The sequence below is a fragment of the Gemmatimonadota bacterium genome (assembly GCA_009838845.1).
GTDB lineage: Bacteria > Latescibacterota > UBA2968 > UBA2968 > UBA2968 > VXRD01.
Genome location: VXRD01000089.1, coordinates 26756 through 47246 on the forward strand (window position 1 = coordinate 26756; position 20491 = coordinate 47246).

Consider the following 20491-nt stretch of genomic DNA (forward strand, 5'->3'; position numbering starts at 1 on the left):
TTTTGTCAAAAAATAGGTAGAATATCACATCAACCATAGCTTATGGAGGCAAAACCGATGTCATCTCTTCCTGTTGGCGATTTTGTTCCGTCTGTGTCTGAAGTGCGTATTCCTCGACGAATGGTTTATGAGGGGCAGTATATTGCGCTGTCACCTCTCAATCCCGAAAGGGATGCGCCCGGGTTGTTTGCGTGTTCGCACGGGACGGAACCCGTGGAGCAGTTGTGGACGTATATGGCGTATGGGCCTTTTGAAGATGTGTCGGATATGCAGGAATGGCTTGAGGAGATTGAAGATTCGGGGGATCCGCTCTTTTTGAGTGTTCGAGATAGAGTATCTGATCGGCCAGTTGGTATGGTGAGTTTTTTGAATATTGCGCCCGATGCGCGTCGGCTGGAGCTTGGGAATATCTGGTATGGTCCGGAGGCACAAAATACGTGTGCGAATACCGAGGCGGCGTATCTCATGCTTTGCGAGGCGTTTGATTGTATGGGTTATCGCCGCGTCGAGTGGAAGTGCGATGCGCTCAATGAACGCTCGCGGTCTGCCGCGCTCCGCCTGGGATTCACGTACGAAGGGCTTTTTCGCCAGCACATGATTGTCAAAGACCGCAACCGGGATACGACGTGGTTTTCCATGCTGGATACCGAATGGCCCCGGATTAAGGAAAATATGGAGCAATGGTTGTATCACAATCCGGATAAGTCTTGGTCGCTGAGGGAAAAGAATCAGGGGCTGGGAGGCGTGAGGTAGCGGTACATATCTTTCACATGAACGCCCGTTCATGGCTCAAAATGTACCCTTTTGCATCCCGGTGCATTCGGTTTGTCTGTGCCTCCAAAGGCGATCCATATATTCAAGTTAAGGCGCAATACAGCATATTAAAAGCATGATGAGGGTGCTTGAGCTTCTGTCCATAACATTATCGCTCAATTCTGTGACGTTGGCTTGATATTTGCTCGGGGTCTAACTGTTGTGTGTTTTAAAATAAAATTCACTCACTTGATATTCTATATAATTTACACATGCATGGACGAAACGGAAATGATACATGCTGAATTTGAATGACTTAAGTGCCGGGCAGCCCGGCCTTACTTCAGAATCTGGTGGGTCGATGGCACAGTGCGCGAGTGTATGTTTGGAATCACAAGGCCATACCAGAGGAGTCGAGCTTAGTGTCAGAGGTTATATCGCAAATAACTATATTTTGGAATGGTCGCCAGTCACAGACCAGGTCCGCAGGACTTGGGCAGATCTCCGAGAGGCCACGGAAAAAGGGGCTGAGGGTATTGCGATCTTGCTGCTCAAACAAGAACTTGGTTACACCGCAATCGAGCGTGCTGCGATAGGTACGCGCATTGACCGCTGGCTGGGCGAAGAATCTGATGCACCCCCCTTTCAGCGTAAGGCAAGACTGGAAGTTTCCGGTATTCTTAATGGTAGCGATGGAGGAGTAAAAAGACGGTTGCGCGAGAAAATAGATCGAGTTAATTTTATAGATAGTCAGTTACCCGCCTATGTCGTCGTGGTCGAGTTTAGCCGCCCACTTGCCGAGGTAAATAAAAAATGAGTGCCACCACGACCAACCCTCACAATCAGGCCATGGACCTCGTGGAAACAGCTATTCTGGAACGAACACGCGGCCATGAGGAAAAGGCTATCCAGCTTTATGCCGAAGCGTTGGAATTGGAGCTCGCTGCTATTAAGGAATTGGATGAGCGCGACGACCACGACGAGCCAACCTGGTCAGTGTTACACCGCAGTGCCGGGTGGATGGCGTTTAATAGCAACCAGTTTCGTCGGGCTGAAAAGTTGGCAAGCAGAGCACTTGCTGGCGATCCTCATCCAGAGATTGCCGAGGAATTGCGCGACCTTCTGGCAGAAACCTACATGCAGATGCGCCGCAAACCAAAGAGTGCCTCTGTGGCCGAACCCGCTGATAACTAACCGTTCGGTGCTTCCATTTATTACACACAAAAACCCCAGACGATTTTCGCCTGGGGTTTGGTTTTAATTTTTCCAAAGGAGTCCACCATGTCTCTCGCTGTATGTATATGGGCACTGACCTGTGCCGAGGAACTTGCTTTAGAACAGGTTGCCGATGCGGGGTTTACGCATATTGATATCCGTCCGGGTTGGCTTCAGACCTCCGATCTTCAACAACGGGCCAGAGATCTTGGTCTCTCGGTTTCGTGTATTGCCGCTTCTGCCGATATGCCCGAGGGGGTGTCCCTTGCAGGAGATAATCTACAATCTGCACGCGATCATATAAATCGGGCATTTGAACACGGTGCTCGGCTCGGTGCAACGACTGCGTACCTGGTGCCCCAGGGGGATGATGCCGACCTGTTTGCCGAGTCTTTGGGTGTGCTGGCTGATCAGGCGCAAGATGCTGGTGTCAAGCTCGCTGTTGAACACTTTCCGGGTACATTTTTGCCGACGGTGCCGTTTACGCTCACTTATCTCGAGGAGATTGGTCATCCCAATCTGTATCTGCTTTTTGATATTGGACATGCACAGATGGCGAATGAAGATCCCGCGGATATGATCGCGCTGGCGGGAGATCGTCTGGGTTATGTTCATCTCGATGATAATGATGGGGAGGAGGATCTGCACCTGGGGCTGTGCGATGGGGTGCTTACGCGGGAGGTGCTGCGATCTACATTTGACGCGCTTCTTTCGGTCAATTATGCCGGGAATATGAGTCTTGAACTCAAGTCGGATATTCCAGATCCTCTCGACGCGCTGAAGAGAAGTCGGGGGATTGTGATTGAGAATTTATAGGCCGACCACGACCCGTCCGCGCATTTGTCCGGATAGGATGCGATCTATTTGGGTATTCAGGTCTTCCAAACCGCATTCTGCGATTATGTTGTTCAGGGTGTTGATTTTCCAATCTGTGGCGAGACGTTGCCAGATTTTTAGTCTGAGGTCCATGGGGCATAAGACGGAGTCGATGCCGATTAGTTTGACGCCGCGAAGGATAAATGGATATACTGTGGTGTGTAGTTCGGGGGATGCGACCAAGCCACAACAGGTTATTACGCTGTGATATTGCGTTGTTTTGATGAGTGTTGACAGGATGTTTCCGCCAACGGTATCTATTGCCGCTGCCCACCGGCCCGATAGGATGGGCCGTCCAGTGTCGTCGTCCAATGTGCGCCGATCTATGACTTCATAAGCGCCGAGTTCTTTCAGGAAGTCCGTTTCTGATGCTTTTCCCGTGGCTGCTACGACTCGAAAGCCGTTTTTGGCCAATATCGCCACTGCGAGACTGCCCACGCCGCCGGTTGCGCCGGTTACTACGATGTCGCCCTGGTCTGGCTTTATACCTGTTTCGATGATGTGATGGACTGATAGTGCTGCTGTAAATCCCGCTGTTCCATATCCCATGCTTTCCTTTGTGGTCAATTCTTCGGGGAGTTTGACCAGCCAATGCGCGGGCACCCTGATGTATTGTCCGAATCCGCCCGCGGTATTCATGCCCAGGTCGTAGCCCGTGACCAATACTGTGTCGCCAGGTTTATAATCGGCGACAGTGCTTTCGGCGATTTCTCCTGCTGCATCTATTCCCGGCGTGTGCGGATATGCCTGCGTTACGCCGCGATGCCCGGTTGCGGATAGGGCATCTTTGTAATTTAACGAGGAGTAGCGCACCCGGATCAGTATTTCGCCTTCGGGTAATTCACCTATTTGTCGGTTTTCTACGGATCTTAAAAACTGGCCCTCCGATTCGCGTACGACGAGTGCTCGAAATGATGTCATTAACATCCCTCCTTACAGTAATTTAGGAATTGTCTCTTAAATTGGTATTCAGTACACTATATTACACGTTACAACTCCAATCCCAAACAATAGTATAACACAATGCGATACAAGTCCCTCAAACAGTGCGTTGACGATCTCGAGCGCAACGGTCATCTCATCCGCATTGAACAGGAGGTGGATCCCTATCTGGAGATGGCGGAGATCCACCGCCGCGTTTTTCAGGCGAACGGTCCGGCTGTTTATTATGCGAATGTGAAAGATAGTCCATTTCCGGCGGTTTCCAATCTGTTTGGTACGCTCGATCGCTCGCGTTTTCTCTTTCGGTCAACTTTGAGATGGGTACAACGCCTTGTCGAGGCCAAGGCCGATCCGGTTGCGTTTCTTCGCGCGCCCTGGCGCGCAATGGGAATTGCGAGGATTGCATTTAATACGTTGCCGAAAAAGGTGCGCTTTGGCGCGGTGCTCAAACACAGTACGACTGTTGATCAGCTTCCTCAGATTCAGTGCTGGCCCGACGATGGCGGCCCGTTTGTTCTTTTGCCCCAGGTTTATACTGAGGATCCCGACCGGCCGGGTGTTATGAATGCCAATTTGGGGATGTATCGCATCCAGCTTTCGGGTAATGAATACATACAGAACGAAGAAGTTGGTCTGCACTACCAGATCCGCCGCGATATTGGGATCCACCATGCCAATGCGCTCAAGCGCGGGGAGCCTTTGCGCGTGAGTATTTTTATCGGGGGACCGCCCGCGCATACGTTTTCTGCTGTTATGCCTTTGCCCGAGGGTTTGTCCGAAATTATTTTTGCCGGGGGTCTGGCCGGGCGTCGGTTTCGCTATGCGCGCAGGAATGCCTGTGTTATTTCTACTGAGGCAGATTTTGTTATTACTGGTGTGGTTCATCCCGGCGAGACCAAACCCGAGGGTCCTTTTGGCGATCATCTGGGGTATTATAGCCTGGCGCATGATTTTCCCGTTCTCCAGGTCGAAGATGTTTGGCACCGGAGAGACGCTATTTATCCCTTTACTGTTGTGGGGCGCCCCCCGCAGGAAGATACGGCATTTGGCGCACTTATCCACGAGATTACCGGTCCGATGGTTCCCGTCGAGATTCCCGGTCTCAAGTCTATTAATGCTGTGGATGCGGCAGGTGTCCATCCTTTGCTGATTGCCATTGGTTCGGAACGCTATGTGCCTTACCGAGAGCGACAACCACAGGAGATTCTCACGCTGGCCAATGCACTGCTCGGTTTTGGTGCGTGTTCTCTGGCAAAGTATCTCTTTATTTGTGCGGGGGAAGATAATCCCCATCTGAATACGCACGATATCGGTGCTTATTTTATCCACGTTCTCGAGCGGGTGGATTGGCGGCGCGATCTTCACTTTCAAACGCGTACGACGATTGATACGCTGGATTATTCGGGTACAGGGTTTAATGAGGGTTCCAAAGTCGTGATCGCCGCAGCAGGTGCGAAGAGACGCGATCTGTGGCGAGAGGTGCCGGGTGATCTGGCTCTGCCTGATGGATTTAAGAATCCCGCGATTGCACTGCCCGGTATTGTAGCTGTTGAAGGTCCCGATTTTAAAGATGCAGATCAGGGGGGTAAGGATGTAGCCCGCCTTGCCGAGACGCTTGCTTCTCAGTCTCTCGATGGTTTGCCGCTTGTCCTTATTGTCGATGATAGCGCGTTTTGTTCGCGTACGCTCAACAATTTTCTCTGGGTCGCGTTCACGCGGTCCAATCCTTCACATGATGTTTACGGTGTTGATAGTTTTATTGAATACAAACACTGGGGCTGCAATGGGTCGCTGATTGTTGATGCGCGCCACAAGCCCCACCACGCGCCCCCGCTTGTTGAAGATCCCAATATTACAAAAAAGGTAGAGGCTCTCGGAGCGTCGGGTGGGCCATTGTATGGGGTTATATAGCGAATCAACGAATCAGCGAATCAGCGAATCGGGATTTGCACTGACTTTGGGTGGCAGGGTGGGATTCGTCTATTCGTCTATTCGTCTATCTCTTCACGGAGGACAATTCTTATGTTCTACCGGCATCTTTTGATCATTCTCAGTGTCTGCCTCGCCAGCTATGGCGAATGCGACTCAGGTGCTCATAAGAAGGGGGAGGGTATAACGATTCCGGATATCTACCTGCGTGCGGTGATTGAGGATTCTTTGAACAAGGCGAGAGGGGAAGCGATTACTGCGGCTGAGATGGCGACTTTGACGCGTCTTGAAGCACCGAATTCAAGGGTTCGCGATTTGACGGGGATTGAGTACGCGACCGAACTGACGGTGCTGAATCTCGGCGATGTATTTATAAATGGCAACCGGATCAATAGCAATGAGATTTCGGATATTTCGCCACTGTCGGGTTTGGTCAAGCTGACGGAGTTGTATATCCATCGCAATCAGATATGGGATATTTCGTCGCTGTCGAATTTAACGGAGTTGGAAAAACTGGATGTTAGTGCGAATTTTCATATTTCCGATATTTCACCGCTGTCGGGTATGACTAAACTGAGGACGCTGTATCTCTATACCAATGAGATTTCGGATCTCTCGCCATTGTCGGATTTGACCAATTTGAGGTGGCTGAGTTTGAGTAATAATCTGATCTGGGATATTTCTGACCTGGCGAGTTTGACAGAGTTGAGGGGGTTGGCTCTAAATATCAATGCCGTGTCGGATATTTCTCATCTGTCGGGTATGATCTATATGGAGAGGCTGAATATTTGGGATTGCGATATTGTGGATTTATCGCCTCTGGTGGAGAACGCGGGATTGCGTGGGGAAAAGGATTTTATCGATGTGAGGGATAATCCCCTGAGCGAGACATCACTGAACACGCATATTCCGACGCTTCGGGAGAGAGGGGTCAGGGTGAGGCTGGATAATTGACGGAGGACAGTTCCCATGATTTATCGATATCTTTTGATCATCCTCGGTGTCTGTCTCGCCATTTATGGCGCGTGCGATGCAGGTGCTCATAAAAAGGGCGAGGGTATAACGATTCCGGATATCTACCTGCGTGCGGTGATTGAGGATTCTTTGAATAAGGCGAGGGGAGAGGTGATTACTGCGGCTGAGATGGCGACGTTGACGCGTCTTGAAGCACCGAATTCAAGAATTCGCGATTTGACGGGGATTGAGTACGCGACCGAGCTGACGGTGCTGAATCTCGGCTATGTATTGACGAATGGCGGTCGCGTCAATAGCAATGGTATTTCGGATCTTTCTCCTTTGTCGGGTTTGGTCAAGCTGACGGAGTTGAACCTTTTTCGCAATACAATAGCTGATCTTTCGCCGCTGTCGAATTTGACAGAGTTGAGAGTTCTGGACCTCAGTGGGAATTCCTATATTTCGGATCTTTCGCCGCTGTCGGGTTTGACGGGGATGAGAACGCTGCATCTCTATACCAATGATGTTTCGGATCTCTCGCCGCTGTCGGGTTTGACCGAGTTGAGGTGGCTGGATTTGAGTAGTAATCTGATCTGGGATCTTTCGCCGCTGTCGGGTTTGACCGAGTTGGGTGGATTGGCTGTGAATAACAATGCGGTCTCGGATCTTTCTCCTTTGTCGGGTTTACCCAGGCTGAAAAGGGTGCATGGTCGGGATTGCGATGTTTCGGATTTATCGCCTCTGGTGGAGAATGCGGGATTGCGTGGCGAGAACAGTTTGATCGATTTGAGGGATAATCCCCTGAGCGATGTTTCGATTAATAAGCATGTTCCGGTGCTTCAGGAGAGAGGGGTCAGGGTGAGACTCAGTAACTGAGGGCACTCAGGCACTCGGGTCTTGAAAGACGAGTTCCATGCCGTCTGTGACAGTGACCGTGATTTGCAATTTTCTCGGTTCTGTCAGGTGTGCGAGGTGGGGTTGTCCGTCGATCCATACGTTGGGATAGCGACACCAGGGGGCGGGTACGTCGGCGCAGAGGGTGAGCGTGCGGCAGGTGACGCGGTCGCTCAGGTTGTTGAGGTGAAGGCGGTAGTGCTTTTGGGTTTGCGTGTCGGACAGTATTTCGATTTGGGTGTGGCGTCTGGTCTGGTGGTAGAAGAGTACTTCTTCGGGTACGGCGCACCAGACTTTGTCTCCGCCTTCTGTGAGGATGGTTTCAAATCTTTTTCTGAGTTGTGGATGCGAGCAGTCTTTGTTGGGGTGGATGGGTTTTTCCAATGGGCAATGGCAGTAGTCGATGATCCAGCCGTTTTGCGCTTGTGCATGGCGGATGTTGCGGAATGGGTCGTATTCGCTGAAGAATGGGGCGTAATACTGTTCGTGCAATGCCGTGCGGTTGATCCAGAAGAGCGGGGTGTTTGGACGGTTGAGGGCGTCAGTCAGGCTCATTGCGCCGAGGTAGCCGTGTTTGCGACAGGCGTCGAGGACGTGGTCCGACATGTTGGCGTTGTTGCCGGGTGCGCAGTAGAGATCGACGGGTGCGTCAATGGCGGCTTCGAGTACGTCTTTGGCGCGGCCAATTTCCAGGTCAACCATGTCGGGCTGTATGAGTTCATGGCTATAGGAGTGATTGCCAATTCCCCAGCCCCGGGCGAGGAGGTCTTTGAGTTCGTCGGCGTTCATGTGGCGATAGCCATTGTAGCTGGAGTTGCCTATGTTGCGCGTTTCGCCCAGTTGCCCTACGACGACTTCTACATGTCCCGGGATGCCGTATTCTTCGTGGATGGGGATTGCGAATTGGTGCAGGTCAACAAGGGCTTCGTCATAGGTGATGGAATAGACCCAGGTTTTATTGTATTTCCAGGGGCATATTGTGAGGGCCATGTTTTTCTCCAGTATCAGGCTGAAAACGCCTGGATGAAATCGCGAAATGTGGTGCTGTATCCCAGTTGCCATTCGAAGATGTGTGTGCCGTAACGGGTAGCCAATTTTTCGGGATAGGTGCTGGGGGTTTCCACGCCGACTGTTCCGTCGCGCATGAGGATGCATTGATAACCGCGGGCGAGCATGTCTCTGGCTCCGCCTTCGGCGCCGAGGATGCACATGTTGGTTGCAAATCCCGTGTAGATGAGGGTTGTGATGTCGCGCGTTTTGAGGTAAGTGTCGAGTACGTCGGTGTAAAAGACGAGGGGTTCGTCTTGTATTGGGGAGACGATGGCGGCCCGTTTCATGTTTGCAAGTGGCGATTTTGTGAGGTAGTTCGGGCCATGTGCGCGGTTTCGCATGGTTTGTGCGCGATTTTCGGGCTCCGGTTGTGATGTTTTTTTGCGTCGGGAAGGGATGTGGGGATATTGATGCGCCATCCAATCGGTTTCGACATGGCAGACGGGCATTCCGATTTTGCGCGCGATGTCCATGGCCGGGCGTATGACTTCGGCCATGATGCGTGCGGCTTCGGCGGTTGCCTGGGGCCAGCCCATGCCCACGCAGTAGTTGGGGTCGATTGCCGGACCATCTGGACAGCCGATGTTCCAGCAGTGCAGGCCGATGAGGGCGGTTTTTGCAACGGGTAATTCGAGGCGAACAGATTCGTAACCGGGGGCATCAATGGGCAGGGCGCGATAATACCGGGCGTTCAAGGCGTATGTGTGTGACATGGGGTGTTAGACTCGATTCTGGTCGGCGACGGCGGCGACTATTTGGGCGACGAGGTCGCAGTGTTCGGGCTGGTATTTTTCGCAGAATGTGGTCCAGCGGATGAAATTGTCGAGAAAGTCCCGGGCATTGGGACAGGTGTTTGCGTTGTATGTGTAGGTGTGGGATGCCGGGGGTTTGGAGAAGGGATGGAGGTGTTTTTCGGCTTTGTCCGTTAAAAAGGGCAGTGCGGCGGGCATGAGATAGTATTTGCCGAGTCCCGCTCCGGTGAGTCCTGCTTCGGCGACTTGCTGGGCAAAGGATTCGGCGTCGCATGTAAAGGCATTGGGATCGATGTTGAATCCGGCCATCCAGCAGGAATAGGTTTCCATGTAATCTGGTATGGATAGCGGGATTATACCGGGAATTTCGGCGAGTTTGTCGGTGATGAGGCGAATCATGCGGTCGATGTGCGCAACGGCCGGCCGGATGATTTCGAGTTGTGCAAGGGTGATGGCGGCGGTCGATTGGGTTATGCGGAGCGCGTATCCATTTACGGCGTGTACGCGCCCCAGTCCCTCAACCATTTGCCCGCCTCTGCTTTGACCGACGAACCGAATTTGTTCGGCGAGTTTATCGTCATTTGTAATTACACAGCCGCCGACGTCGGAGCCGAGTGTTTTTTCGGAATCGAATGAGAAGGCGGCGACATCGCCCAGGGTGCCTGCAAGGCGGCCTTTGTACGTGCCAAATACGGCTTGACATACGTCTTCAATGACGGTCAGGCCGTGTTTTTTTGCCAGGGCGTGGATGGGGTCCATGTCGCATATGAGGCCGGTTATGTGGACGGCGAGAATGGCTCGCGTGCGGTTGGTAATACAGGGTGCGATGGTGCGGGCGCTGATGAGCGGTGTGCCGGGTTCGGTGTCGGGAAAGACCGGGATGTAGTTTTCTTTTAGCAGGCCCATGACCGTGCCGTAGTCGGTGATGGGCGATACGATGATTTCATCGCCGGGTTCGAGATTGAGTGCGGCTGCAAGTATGTTGAGGGCTGCGGTGCATCCGGGTGTGCCGATGCAGTGTTTGATGCCCATTTCGCTTTCGAAAGCGGCTTCAAATCTCCGAATCATGTCGCATTGCAGACCCGAGGAGACGACTTCCTGGAGGTATGTCAGGCAGTTTGGACCCATGGTGCGCGGAAAGGGTTGGGGCAAGCTGCCCGTGATTCCTTCAAATGCTTCGGCACCGTATTTTGCGCGTTCTTGTATAGACATGTTACCACCTGTGTACGTAATGCCCTTGTCCGGAAAACCACAGGGCATCGACCGCGAACGACAGCGCGACCCCCAGGCCATAGCCGGTGAGCAAACCGATGAAGAAGGGCTGAAAACGGCGGTAAGCAGAAACACCGCCGAAGTGCAGTACAAACAATTTGAAAGCCCAAATAATAAAAATTGAGACCTGATTGCTGCGGGCGACATTGGTGCTGCAAACCGTCAGGCCAATGGGATGCAAAGGCCACCAGGAGAAGCGATATTGCAAGAATGTGAGCAGTCCCATCAGCGCTGCGCCGCCGCCAAAAAATCCCATTCTTTGCCAGTCGGGACCAAAGGGATTGACAATTTTGCTGAGGATGACCGGATAGATTCGGTTGGTTCCCGATTTGAGGGGAATATCGTTGAAATTGAAGGCCCCTCTTTCATAACTCAGGGGAATTACATAGAAAATAAATGTTAGACAGCCGACGAGCAATCCCAAAAAGACTGCGCTGAGGAGTTTGCGATGGTCGGTTTTTATCCATTCAGACAATTTGGCAATGTGGATCAACGCGGGCATAAACAGACCGCGAATATAGTTGGTGAGCGCGTAGGAGAGGGCGATCGATGTCATTGTGGGCGTTGAAAGGGCGTGTGCGCCCAGAGAGTAAATGGTGAAAATCTGTGCGCTGATCGGGGCCTGCACAAAGAGGATGCCGGTTTGAGCGACGACACGCGCTACGCCTATGTAAATGACAAAGGTAGCCGCAGTGTAAAAGGCGATCGCTGAAAAGGCCATGCCGGATTGGTATAACCAGATAATAATAAAAAGCGTTCCGAAAAACAGGCCCAAAATAGCGTTGCGGTAAGACATGAGTTCCCCGCTGTCGTCGATGGGGTATTGCGGATTTACGGCTTTGAGGAAGACGGCTTTGAGGTGGTGGCGAGAGATGTACAATCCCCAAAAAACGAAAAAACACAGTGCGCCAAAACACAACCAGCCCGCGCCGGAAAAGTGAAGCGCGCCATAGGGGTCGCCGCGGCCGGGCATATCAAATCCGATGCGATTTAAGAGGCCACCTGGAATTTGGTAAAATAGGAGATGGAAGAACCACATGCTGAATAGCACATCGAGGTTGGCAAAATAGGCAAAGCCCATGATATAGATATTGAATCGGGGGAAGATGGGAGGATAGCCTTTGGCAAAATAGAAAAAGGGAAGTGTCAGCTTAATATCGGGTACAAGAGGAAAGAAGAAATGGAGGATATTATAGGAGAGGATGCCGGATGACAGTGCGAATCCCGCCCAGTACAGACCCCTGTATTGAAGGGATTTATCGCGTGTGGATTCTGAGGAAACGATATGCAGTGCCGGACTCAATAGGGGAAATGTCAGGCGTTCATTTTCAGACCACTGGCGGCGCAAGATGACTGCAATACAGGCCGAGACGAAGACAATGGCAACGATAAACACAAGCCACCAGAAAAGAGGGGCAACCCATATAGACCAGGGGATTGGCATGCCGGGCAGCGTGCCTTCGTAAAAATCGCGCATTGCACCGCCGGTATTGGGCGGTACCAAATAGGTGGGGAGGTGGGCGTGGAAGAATTCAGCCCAGCGGTTTTCTGGCGTGGCAAAATAATAGGGTGTGGCAATGGTTCCCAGGAGAAAACCGAGCACGCCTGAGCCGGGTACCACGCCGCCTGCAAGCCCCATTGCGATAATGACCAGTTGTTCAGAGGGGGTTAAAGAGAAGGCGGGGTTCAGGGTTGACAGCAGGGGGTTGAGCAGGTAGCGGATGAGGAGAAAGAGGATGAATACAGCGACTGGAAAATGGCTGAGGTTCATGCGCGAAGCCCGCACGATATATTCTGAATAGGGTATCCAGAGGTTGATCAGAACAACGAGCGCGAGACCCAGTACAACGGCGCGAAGACTCACGCCACTTGTCAGGTACTCGGACAGGGATTCTGACCTGTTTTGTGGGGCTGGCGTTTTTGCCATAGGTCCTGGTAGCTTCTCGCAGCTTATGGCGGAGAAAATGCCTCAGCTGGCAGCGATGTCGGGTCGGTCTGATCGCCGATAGCTTGTTGATCTCGCCAGTTGGGATTGTAGCGTTCTCCTGGCATGGTGGCGTGGATCATTTCATAAACACCGTCTCCAAGGCGATCCAGAAATACAAACTCGTAGTAGTTGAGATGTTCGTAGGTCCAGATTTCAAAGGCTTTGCCCGTGGCACTGAATGGGTTGCGCTCGATGTCTGTCGGCAAGCCGTATTTGATGTGGATGCGCCCTTGGTCGGTATCCGATCCCTTTTGTCCGGGACGCGCAGAGAAGTGTTCGTCTGCATAGCGAATGCGCCTGAAATGTTCTGTGGCAAATTCGTTTTCAGGTGTTAGAGGCGTTGGGTCGCGTTTTTTCCAGAAGGTGAGAATAAATTCTACTTTTTCTGCGGCGCTCAGGGTATCATAAGTTTCGCGTTCGGTTTTTGTGGCGATGTAGCGGATTTGTTTGTAATAGCGTTTTAAGGAGGCGGGGTCTGTTGCCAGTGCGGGTTTTTGTATAGAAAAAGCCCGCTGGCGCGTGGTCATTTTGCCCGTGCCGTTATCGCGGGCAGTGATTTTCAGTACATACTGCCCTGGGGTAACCCCCTGGAGGTCAAGGGATTCGGTTTTGATTGTGGTTGCGCCGGGTTTGCGGTAGCGCGCCGAGGGAAAGTTTTTGATCCGCTGTCCCGCGGTATCCAGGAGGGCATAGGCGAGGTCGAAAGTTGCAGCGCGTCCCTCGCCTGTGGCAAGGCCGTAGAGTTCAAAGTAGATGTTTAAGGTCGTTGCGATTGACCTGCGCGCGTTGGGAACGATTTTGAACCCGTTCTTGACCAGATTTCTGGTGGTCTGTGTGTTTGCAGCGTCAATACGATGGGCAAACTGGATGTCGCTTATGGTCGGGGCGGCGTTGTCAAATTCGGGCATTGTAAAGGCGAGTTCACAGGTGCCTTCGGCATTGGCCTGCAAATCTTTCAGGCGAATGTGAACTCTATAAGTGCCGGGCGCAATTCTGAAGCTCAATGCCTCTGTAATCATTTGATCGCGCAGGTCTGTTCCCGCGTCTGTGACGATCTGTTTTTCCCATTTGAAGGGCATGCTATCGCGTTTGGAAAAAAAGGTGGCTTCTACGCGATAGTCAGCCCGCTGGTGGTCGTTCAATTCACTGAAGGTGAGGTGCTGACACGGGCACTGGAGATACAGTTCGCCGTAGTTCAGGCTGTCTGGCGTATCAAAACCCGCTCTGTCGATCCAAAATGGAATGGCGCCTCGCGCCCTGACGGGAATATCTTCTCCCGAAATTGGCGCGAGGAGAGCCTGTGCGAGACACAGCGACAAAAGGATATATTTCATATCGCAACTCAGAAGGAACCGCCGATATTTATCCGATAGGTGGGATCCAATAACTCGCCCATGTCGCTATACGCCATGTCCAGGGTGAAGGGGCGCTCATTGACCGAGTATTTGAGGCCAAAACCGAGTGCAAAACTCTCGGTATCGTTATTGAATTTCCAGCCACCGCGCAGTGCGAGAATATTGTGCAACCAGAGTTCGGCACCCGCGTGAATGCGGCCTTCAAAATCGACAAAGAAGGCATTTTCCGCAGCTACGGTAAGCGAAACTGGATCGCCCAGATTGCCGTAGAGTTCCATTGAAGCCGCGATGCTGTAGATGAGGGGGCGGAAGGCCGTATCGTCGATGATGACGATATCCTGTCCGAAATTCTTCAGCGTCATGGCCAAACGCAAAGACCGGAACCCGGTGTAAAAGAGCGTGCCTATGGAGATATCCAGACCGCTGTTGACATCGGTATAGAGCGTCTCTTGAATATACCGGCCCTGGGCACCAAATGACAATCGGTCGGTGAATTTGATGGCATAAGTCAGGCCAATGGCAAAGTCGCTGTCTTTAATGATATTGCCCGTGCCATTGGGCTGGAAAATGGTGGTTTCTTCAAATTCGTCGGGTGTGAAAGACAAGACCGTGATGCCTATGGTCTGCGTGCCCAGGTTATAGGCAAAAGCCCCCGAATAAAATTTGGAATTGACCATCCACTTGTTGTATCCCAGGCTAAAAGCGGCGCGGTCGATTTGCGTGATGCCCGCTGGATTCCAGAACATGGCATCGATACCCGTGCCCACTGCGGTGTACGCATCGCCCATGGCAACTGCGCGCGCGCTTTGGGAGACTTTGAGGAAGGTGAATCCGGCATTGCCGAGTTTTTTGAGCCCGGCCTCTGCGCCTGTTGCCGATAGGGCAAAGGCAGTGAAGACCAGGACGAGTGTTGTTTGTAAGCGTTTCACGTGTTCCTCCTTTGCACTATTTGATGATCATAAACATCCCGGTCTGCTTTTTGCCCGTTTCGCCAGCAACCAGAGATTCTACCACGTAGTAGTAGCGTCCGGCGGCGACGCGCCCGGAAAATGTGCGCGTGCGCTGGTCCCAGGTGGCTTCGCCCCTGTCGGGGTCGGTGGTGCGCTGTGGGTGGTTGATGACGGCGATCAAATCTCCGGAGATTGAAAAGATGGAGATTTTTGCTTTTCGGGGTATGTTGACAAAACGAATATTGTTGCTGGCAGGTGGATACCTGTGGTCGGCATCTCCCGGGTCGTCCCGAAAGGGATTGGGAACTACGCGCACCTGTTCGGATAGCGCGTCTTTTTCAGGGGTTGCAATCACGATGGGGCTTCTGGAGACATTCATGCGCTGTTCGGGTGCGCTGTGTCCGGATTCCAAAGATGGAATGGATCGGCCTGTGCCGTTCCAGTCGCTGTGTCCGGAATCGTAGGTGCGCACCGAATACCAGTACCTGAAACCGGGTACGGATTCTACGTCTCGATAGGTGTAGGTTCCCCCATCGGCGTAGGAGATCGTGGGCGATGTCCAGGGCGTGTTGGGTGCGTATTCCGTGTTGGATGGGGTAGTTCCTTTGGGGATATCAGCCACGAGTTCCCAGGGTCCCAGGTGGTTGTTTTGGGTGCGATAGACCCGATAGCCCTGCACATCCAGGGCTTCATCGCCCGTATAATCCGGGTCAGGGGACTTTTCAGCCCGGTCAGACCATGTGATGGCGTTGTTCCCGTTTTCGTCGCTATCTACAAATACGGCAACATCGGGAGGCGCGTCTGGCAGGTCGTAATTGTTGTCGTAGGCAAATTGCGCGCGTTCCAGGTGGAGGGCCATTGCCCGTTCGCCGTCGGCGACCTGGCTCTGGTTGCCCTGGCGCGCCCATTCGTAAACATCCATGGGACTGCCGCCGGGACCGGCAAATTCGGCACCCGATCCGGCGACCCAGGCGACCACGACTTTGGCTTTTTCACCGGGGGCGAGATCATAAGGTCCGTAGGTGTGTGCGAAGGTTACGCGGCTGACTTTGGAGGGATTGTCCTGGACGGCTGGAACTCTACCTGAACCAATGAATTCATTGTAGAGATTCTCGTCGCTATTCAGGTTGGTAATATCTGGGGTGTCCCAATCGAAGCGCCCGTAGATCTCCCACCAGTTGACGAAGGCGGGCTGGTCCATTGTTTTGGGGGCCACGTAGGTCTCGTTGTCGTTGGTGAACCCGTCGGTGGGATCGTAATCGAGGGGTGCCAGGCCGATGTACTGGAAAGCCATGAGTTCGCCGTGGTTGAGCTGGCCCCGGTTGATATAGGCTGACTTGGCGTTGTTTTTATCGAAAGGCTGGCCCGTGTCGTCTCCGGCAGAAGAGAGCAGATCACTGTCATAGACATAAGAGATTTTCTTGCCACGGAGATCGGCCAGGCCATCGAAGTTGGACGCTTCGCTGTATTTGTACCAGTCGTCCAGGATGATCGGGTCGGAATACGCCCACGGTACGGTTTGGTTCTGCCATCGGTGTCCGGCCCACGATGGGGCGAGGTTGTTCACAAAGGCGAAATAGACATCCTTGTGATCAACGGGTAACCCCGCATCGGGTGTGCCGTCTCCGTTGTTATCTCCGGTGTTTTCGATGATGACTTCGAGAATAATAAAGTCGTCGTAGTCCGGATAACTCCACGCTCTGGCTTTGCGGGTAATGGTGAGGCCGCGTTCTGTCGTCCATTTGGAGATGACGATTTCTTCGGCCTCATTGTCGTTGGGAATGTAGCGTCCGTAATCGTAGTTGTGGATTTCGATGGGTTCGTCGGCCACCAGTGCAGGTGCTCCGGGCCAGTAATTGGCCGTGGTATTGCCCGTGAGGGGCGACCGGGTTTCAATGCCCAGACCGCGTTCTGGACCCGAAGCCGCATCGTAGATCATTTCAAAGATGTCGTCGGTATTGTAGCGCGGGTTGGAGATCGATACATTGTGTGATCCCCCTTCTCTGGTGAAAACCCAAAAACCCTCGCCCTGGCTGGTGTGATAGCGGTGGTCGTTGTCCTGCCCAATGATCCAGTATTCGGTAAAATCGCGTTCGCCAATGCCCCAGCCGGGATACATTAAGCCGGCATCTGCACCCAGACGGCTGTCGTCGCGCAGGCCCTGGGTGCCGGTATTGCGAAAGGTAGCCCAGAGCTTGCCCCGGGTCAGGTGGCGTTGAAGTTCGGGTTGTTGGGCACAGATTTCGGATGCAAATACCAGCACACACAGAACGCCCATCCATCCGATGTGTTTTAATGGATACATGTTATTGCTCCTCAGATAATGAAATTAAAATCCAATTTGGAGACCTATGCTGATCTCTCGAGGCCGACCGGCCCAGCGGTGGTATTCTTTGGTATCGCCGTAGTTGATATAGTTTTTGTCCGTGGGTTTGGGCATGTCCATGCCGTAGAGATACCAGAGTTCGGCCTGTGGGCCCTGATTGTGTCGATCAAACCAGGGACCGCGCCAGAAATATTCGGTGGCCGGGTCGCGCTGGTTGAAGAAGTTGTACACGTTCATAAACAGGGTGGCTTCGGTTCGACCTGTGCGGAAGCGTTTTTCCAAAGACAGGTGGGTCTTGGTTTCCATAGGTCCAAATCGCTCGACATTGCCCTGTGTGGGATGCGGAATGCTGATTCGGCGTCCCGTTTTCAGGGTGTTGATCACATTGAGCCTGAAACCGCCGAGGGCTGGGCCGTAATGCATGGGCGTTTCATACGTAAACGCGATTTTCATGGTGCCGCGTCGGTCGCCAAAACCAGCGGTTTCTGCGCGGCCCCCACGACCCGCACTGCGATCAGAGGTGGTGTTGCGGGTGAAGTAAAAGACGCCTGAAAGATTTTCCACTTCCTGAATTTCGCTGTCGGTCAACGGATTCCAGTCGGGGTTGGTGCCCTCTCGGATGGTCTGGATATAGCGGTCTGCCTCGGCGCCGATGTCCTGAATTTGCTGCGGTGTGAGCGGTACTTTTGCTTCTGATCCATCGTCGCTGGCATTTACTACGCCGTCGCCATTGGTGTCTTTGGTGTGCTGGATAAAATAGAGATCTGATGCGATAAATTGCGAGTTGGGAAAGTAGATGATCCGGTTGATTCCCGCGTTGCCTCCCGACTGCCACTGGTGGTTGTAGGCGACCTGGAAGGAGAAGTTCTGGCTGAAGTCCTTTCGGAGGCTCATTTCAAATCCCCGATTGTCTGTAAAAACATAGCCCAGAGGTGTGTTGCGTCCCCTTTGGCTTTTGCGACTGGGGTCACGCCAGTGGGCTCTGCCGAATCGAACCTGACCATCTACGCTTTGCTGATAAGTCGTGAAGCTCAGGACATAGTCCTGATAGAAGTTCCAGTCTGTGCCCACCTCAAAATTGGTGGAGCGTTTGTAATCGAGGTGGGGATTGCCCGTGGTGGCTGGCTGGTTGTTTTTATTGAGCCATTCGGTATCGTCGATTTGGCCATTGTCGTTGAAGTCTTCTGGAGGGGCAACGCCGCGCCATTCGTAGGAATAGAGGTGCCAGAATCCAGGCATCTGGTGAAAGATGCCGTAGGAAAATCGAATGATGGCATTGGCCGTAATGGGGTGCGAAACGCCCAGGCGAGGACTCCAGGCTGATTTGGTGGATACAGAGGTGCGCGGCATAAATTTGCGCTGCCGAGACCAGGAGTTGGTCATAGGTGCTCCGCTCCAGGCATTGTTGGCAATTGGGGAGTAAAAATCGCCGTTGTGGTCGTGTCTGTCGTAGCGGATGCCCAGGTTGACGATGATGCCTTCAAATTCCATTTTGTCCTGGAGGTAAAAGGCGGATTGGATGGGGTTAATGGGTTCGCCCATTTCGTAGGGCACGCCCGCGAGTTGATAGCGCGATTTGCCCGCCTGCGGCCAGTTGATCTGGTTCCACCAGTAGGTGTGTCGCGTCAGATCAATGCCGGTTTTGATAAAGTGGTTCTTGTTGATCTGGCTGGAATAATCGAGTTTGAAGTTGAGGCGGGCGCGGTGGTCGTTGATCCAGATGGAGACCCGTCTGGGGCCAATGGTGAATACCCCGTCCTGATCTTTTCTGAGCGGTTCTGTAATGCCGCCGCCAAATTGGCTGGTGACACCCGGCACATTGGTTGTGTCTGTGGCGTCGCGGTAATAGGATAGCCGGGCTTCGTAAAAGGTTTTGTTGCTCAGGGTATGTGTGAGGGATATGTATGCCAGGTCGTGTTTGACGTTGGCGATGCCTGCACCGGCTTCGTTTGCGGGAAGAAAGATGTCGATGCCCTGGAGTTCTCGACCAACGGTGCGCTTGACGCCCTGTACCCAGCTTTCCCCCTCGCCGACCTGATAGGCTTCGTGACGTGCATAGACCCCGCCGACTTTAACTTTTATGTTGGATTGCACATCCCAGGCCAGTTTGTAGGTGCCTTTGATGTTGTAGGGCGATTCGATCCAGCGGGCGGTTTGTGGAGATGTTGAGACGGCCTGGTGGAAGATGCCGCGTTTGGTGGGAGAGGGAAAATGCGAGGCTTGTCCCTCGTGCTGTGCCGTGACAAAAAAGGAGGCATTTCCCAGCAATGGACCCGAGAGTGACCCATCGACTTCATAACCGTGAATGCCCGTGTAGTCCGTGCGCTCGTGCGCCAGGCGGGTGATGTCGTCGCCCGTTCCCATCTGGCGGTCTGGACCGGGATCTGTGTATGTTTCATTTTCCCAGGTCGCATCGCCCCATTTCATTCTGCCTTTGTGGATGGGGCTGTCATAGACATTGCCACCCCAGTGTTTTTTGCCCGGTGGAATATAAGTGAAGCCGCCTTTGCCGTGAAAATTTTTGCCGCCTTCTCGGGTGATGATGTGAATGGCGCCAGATGTGGCATTGCCGTATTCGGCTTCCATCCCGCCAGTGATGACGGTAATTTCTTGTACGGCGTCGCTGTTGACTCCGACAAATTGAACATCGCCCCGGGCAGTGCCCGCATCCATGACGACGCCATCCACATAGACGAGTGTTTCCGAGTTGCCCCGGTTGCCCTGATAGCTGCCGCGAATGGCGGGTTCGTTGTTGTCGAGAGAGACGCCTGCCTGAAGGCTCATGAGTTCTGAGGTGCTTGCCGCTGTCGATAGCCGATCTATCGTATCACCACCCATGATGTATTTGCTCGTGGTTTTGTCTCTTTCTACGGGTGGGCGTTCAGCCACAACTGTGAGTTCGGCCAATTCGACGGTGGTTTCTTTGAGTTGAAAGTTGAGAGGCGTGGTGAAGTCCGTTTTGACCGATACATCGCTCTGGGTTTGATTGGTATATCCGATAAGCGAAGCTGTGAGCGCGTATCGTCCCGGTAGAATATTGATGATAAAATAGCTGCCATCGGCATCTGCCACAGCGCCGAGTCGCGTGCCTTCTACGATCACATTGGCGCCGGGAAGCGGATTGCCCTGGTCGTCTTTGATGACACCGGCGATTTTACCCGTGGTGCCCGCATAGAGATGAGAGGCAAAACACAGAAGTACGCATATCATAGCTATTCGTTTCATTCGCGGGTCTC

General features: G+C 52.9%; 15 protein-coding genes. 7 read left to right on the top strand and 8 right to left on the bottom strand.

Annotated elements, in window-relative coordinates; all coding sequences use genetic code 11:
* Positions 1–42 precede the first annotated feature (42 nt).
* The 4 genes from F4Y39_11240 (at position 43) to F4Y39_11255 (ending at position 2784) form a co-directional block, all read left to right on the top strand.
* Positions 43–753, top strand: a complete 711-nt coding sequence (locus F4Y39_11240; protein MYC14290.1) for a GNAT family N-acetyltransferase — start codon at positions 43–45, stop codon at positions 751–753.
* 298 nt (positions 754–1051) lie between these two features.
* Entirely contained in the window at positions 1052–1570 is a 519-nt protein-coding gene (locus F4Y39_11245) for a hypothetical protein (protein ID MYC14291.1), read from the top strand.
* Positions 1567–1947 (top strand): hypothetical protein, encoded by a 381-nt coding sequence (locus tag F4Y39_11250; GenBank protein ID MYC14292.1) that lies wholly within the window; start codon positions 1567–1569, stop codon positions 1945–1947. The genes F4Y39_11245 and F4Y39_11250 overlap by 4 nt, the downstream gene beginning before the upstream one ends.
* Before the next feature lie 87 nt (positions 1948–2034).
* Complete coding sequence (locus F4Y39_11255; GenBank protein ID MYC14293.1) at positions 2035–2784, top strand: sugar phosphate isomerase/epimerase; 750 nt, start codon at positions 2035–2037, stop codon at positions 2782–2784.
* Here the strand turns inward: F4Y39_11255 and F4Y39_11260 are convergent.
* Positions 2779–3771, bottom strand: coding sequence for a YhdH/YhfP family quinone oxidoreductase (locus tag F4Y39_11260; GenBank protein MYC14294.1), 993 nt, complete (start codon positions 3769–3771; stop codon positions 2779–2781). The genes F4Y39_11255 and F4Y39_11260 overlap by 6 nt on opposite strands.
* 96 nt (positions 3772–3867) lie before the next feature.
* On the opposite strand from F4Y39_11260, the gene F4Y39_11265 reads away from it, so the two are divergent.
* The 3 genes from F4Y39_11265 to F4Y39_11275 all read left to right on the top strand — a co-directional run bounded on the left by F4Y39_11265 (position 3868) and on the right by F4Y39_11275 (position 7545).
* Positions 3868–5697: a UbiD family decarboxylase gene (locus F4Y39_11265; protein ID MYC14295.1), complete on the top strand. Its 1830-nt coding sequence runs from the start codon at positions 3868–3870 to the stop codon at positions 5695–5697.
* Positions 5698–5808: 111 nt separating this feature from the next.
* Positions 5809–6669 (top strand): leucine-rich repeat domain-containing protein, encoded by an 861-nt coding sequence (locus F4Y39_11270; GenBank protein ID MYC14296.1) that lies wholly within the window; start codon positions 5809–5811, stop codon positions 6667–6669.
* Positions 6670–6684: 15 nt separating this feature from the next.
* A complete protein-coding gene (locus F4Y39_11275; protein ID MYC14297.1) occupies positions 6685–7545 on the top strand; it encodes a leucine-rich repeat domain-containing protein in 861 nt (286 codons plus the stop codon).
* Between the two features lie 6 nt (positions 7546–7551).
* On the opposite strand, the gene F4Y39_11280 is transcribed toward F4Y39_11275, so the two are convergent.
* The 7 genes from F4Y39_11280 to F4Y39_11310 form a co-directional block, all read right to left on the bottom strand.
* On the bottom strand, positions 7552–8718 hold the full coding sequence (locus F4Y39_11280) for a polysaccharide deacetylase family protein (GenBank protein MYC14298.1): 1167 nt from the start codon (positions 8716–8718) through the stop codon (positions 7552–7554).
* Positions 8568–9326, bottom strand: coding sequence for a cysteine hydrolase (locus tag F4Y39_11285; GenBank protein MYC14299.1), 759 nt, complete (start codon positions 9324–9326; stop codon positions 8568–8570). Before F4Y39_11285 ends, F4Y39_11280 begins: the two co-directional genes overlap by 151 nt.
* 6 nt (positions 9327–9332) lie before the next feature.
* Positions 9333–10784 (bottom strand): hypothetical protein, encoded by a 1452-nt coding sequence (locus F4Y39_11290; protein MYC14300.1) that lies wholly within the window; start codon positions 10782–10784, stop codon positions 9333–9335.
* 1803 nt (positions 10785–12587) lie between these two features.
* Positions 12588–13958 carry a GWxTD domain-containing protein gene (locus tag F4Y39_11295; GenBank protein ID MYC14301.1) on the bottom strand — a complete coding sequence of 457 codons (1371 nt, stop codon included), beginning with the start codon at positions 13956–13958 and terminating at the stop codon, positions 12588–12590.
* Positions 13959–13966: 8 nt separating this feature from the next.
* The gene (locus F4Y39_11300; protein MYC14302.1) at positions 13967–14908 is read right to left on the bottom strand and encodes a PorV/PorQ family protein; all 942 of its coding nucleotides are present in this window, start codon (positions 14906–14908) and stop codon (positions 13967–13969) included.
* 16 nt (positions 14909–14924) lie between these two features.
* Positions 14925–17234 (bottom strand): hypothetical protein, encoded by a 2310-nt coding sequence (locus F4Y39_11305; GenBank protein ID MYC14303.1) that lies wholly within the window; start codon positions 17232–17234, stop codon positions 14925–14927.
* Between the two features lie 24 nt (positions 17235–17258).
* A complete protein-coding gene (locus tag F4Y39_11310; protein MYC14304.1) occupies positions 17259–20480 on the bottom strand; it encodes a TonB-dependent receptor in 3222 nt (1073 codons plus the stop codon).
* Between the last annotated feature and the right edge of the window lie 11 nt (positions 20481–20491).